The organism is Geobacillus sp. ZGt-1, assembly GCF_001026865.1.
Classification (GTDB): Bacteria; Bacillota; Bacilli; order Bacillales; family Anoxybacillaceae; genus Geobacillus; species Geobacillus thermoleovorans.
On record NZ_LDPD01000012.1, the window covers coordinates 71925 to 74245 of the forward strand.

Consider the following 2321-nt stretch of genomic DNA (forward strand, 5'->3'; position numbering starts at 1 on the left):
TTTATTTTTTCATATGCGCCGTTTCCACAAATGTGACAATCGCCCAAGCGCTGCCCTATAACAAAATTATCATAGCGAAAGGAACGGCCGCTGGCGAGAAAAATGGACCAGCGCCTGGCAAAAACGGTTGCCTGCCTGTTTGCTGTTCAAGTATAATGCAAGTAAGAAATGGTTAAATGCAAAGGGTTGGATGGCATGGAACAAAAAGAGCAAGAACTCGAGCAATCGCTAAAGTTGTTTATCGTATTGTCGCGGGCTTACCGCGCCGTAAGCGACCAAGTGAACAAATCAATCCACTCATTCGGGGTCAATCCGACCGAATTTGCCGTGTTAGAATTGTTATACCATAAAGGGGATCAGCCGCTCCAGCAAATTGGCGAAAAAATTTTGCTGGCGAGCGGGAGCATCACCTACGTCATTGACAAACTGGAAAACAAAGGATTGATCGTCCGCCGCGCCTGCGAAAAGGACCGGCGCGTCACGTACGCGTCCATTACAGAAGAGGGGCGGCGGTTTATTGAACGCGTATTTCCCGAGCATGCGGAAAAAATTCACGAAACGGTTTCGGCGCTGACGGCGGCAGAAAAAGAGCAGGCGATTGCGCTGCTGAAAAAATTAGGATATGGGGCAAAAACAAGGGGCTGACGCGAGGTCGGCCTCTTTAATTTTGCCGGAAATGGATACGTTATATAAAGAACATACCATAGCCAGCAAAAAAGGAGAGATCACCATTGATGGTTCCAGTAGGGGTATCGAATCGCCACATTCATTTATCAAAAGAACACATGGCGGCGCTGTTTGGCGAAGGCGCCGAGCTGACGGTGCTCAAGCCGTTGTCGCAGCCTGGCCAGTTCGCCGCCAAGGAAACGGTGACGGTCGAAGGGCCGAAAGGGAAAATTGAAAACGTCCGCGTCCTCGGACCGGTCCGTTCGCTCACCCAGCTTGAAATTTCGAAAACCGACAGCTTCAAGCTCGGCGTCGCGCCCCCGATCCGCTTATTCGGCGATATTGACGGAACGCCAGGCATTACGATTCACGGACCGAAGGGGACGGTGACCGTCGACAAAGGGGTGATCATTGCCAAGCGCCACATTCATATGACGCCGAAAGATGCCGAGACGTTTGGCGTCCGCGATAAACAAGTTGTGAAAGTGAAAACGCAAGGGGAGCGGGCGCTCATTTTTGACGAAGTGATCGTCCGCGTCAGCGAAGATTTTGCATTAGATATGCACATTGACACCGATGAAGCGAACGCGGCCGGCTTGAAAACGGGCGATTATGTCGAACTGCTTCCATCGTGAAACCATCCGCGCCAAAGGCGGACAAAGCGCCCTCTCGGTACAAACGAGAGGGCGCTTCCCATTAATGCGGCCGCTTCTTCTCTGATGCTAGTGTGCCGACAAGATGAAACGGCGCATCACGCCGAATGGCGTCAATGACGCCGCTGCTGATTTCTTGATGGGTGAGCCAACGCGTGCTGTGCTCTTCGATCACGAAGCCAAGCTGAATTTGCCGGTACAGGCAAGCGGAAGACAAACGGAGTTCCCGCTTTGCCTCGGCCGGATGGGCCCGGCTGCCGAGCACGTGGAACAGACGCCAAGGACCGGGATGTCTGCTATTTTCCCGGATGATGGCCGGAAACGCCTGTTTCCCGTCGCTGTGCACCCATGCGACAACAAGGTCGAAGGCTCTGTTTTCATTGATTGTTTGGTGAATCAAGGAACATAGTACATCATGATCGCGATAATCGACCAAAAGCGGGGTAATGGCCTCCAGATGTGCGGCGCGGGCGATGAGCCGTTCCATCCGTTCCCTGTTCCGGGCGACGATGGATACATGGTACCCTTCTCGCACGAGCCAAAGCGACACGTCGGTTAACATGCCTGTCCCACCGATGACGAGTGCGTGCATGGTGTTTCTCCTTTCGGATTAATGCGATGCTCCTTTCAAATAGCGGTCAAACCAGTCGACGATATGGCGAAGACGCTCAAGCCGAAGAGCAGGGTTGCCGGTGCGCGACAAATCGTGGTTGGCGTCCGGAAAGCGGACGAGCTTTGTTTCCCGCCCGAGCTGCTTTAAGGCGACAAACAGCTGCTCCGCCTGCTCAATCGGGCAGCGGTAATCGCGTTCGCTGTGCAAAATCAACAGCGGTGTGCGCATGTGTTTGACGTATTTGAGCGGCGAATGATGCCAAAGCCGCTCAGCGTCTTCCCAAACGTCGCAGCCGACTTCCCATTTCGTGAAAAAGTAGCCGATGTCGCTCACGCCAGAGAAGCTGAGCCAGTTGGAAATCGAACGTTGACCCGAGTTCGACAGTGACT

Annotated in this window: 4 protein-coding genes; 2 read left to right on the forward strand and 2 right to left on the reverse strand. The window is 53.4% G+C overall.

Annotated features, from left to right (window positions below):
- Positions 1-195: 195 nt before the first annotated feature.
- A complete protein-coding gene (locus tag VU18_RS04050; protein WP_014195273.1) occupies positions 196-645 on the forward strand; it encodes a MarR family winged helix-turn-helix transcriptional regulator in 450 nt (149 codons plus the stop codon).
- Between the two features lie 89 nt (positions 646-734).
- Positions 735-1301 carry a phosphate propanoyltransferase gene (locus VU18_RS04055; RefSeq protein ID WP_047757693.1) on the forward strand — a complete coding sequence of 189 codons (567 nt, stop codon included), beginning with the start codon at positions 735-737 and terminating at the stop codon, positions 1299-1301.
- 61 nt (positions 1302-1362) lie between these two features.
- Here VU18_RS04055 and VU18_RS04060 read toward each other — a convergent pair whose 3' ends face one another.
- Both VU18_RS04060 and VU18_RS04065 read right to left on the reverse strand, forming a co-directional pair.
- A complete protein-coding gene (locus tag VU18_RS04060; RefSeq protein WP_014195275.1) occupies positions 1363-1911 on the reverse strand; it encodes a short-chain dehydrogenase in 549 nt (182 codons plus the stop codon).
- 18 nt (positions 1912-1929) lie between these two features.
- Positions 1930-2321, reverse strand: a 392-nt coding sequence (locus VU18_RS04065) for a S9 family peptidase (protein ID WP_047757694.1), incomplete at its 5' end; no start/stop codon positions are given.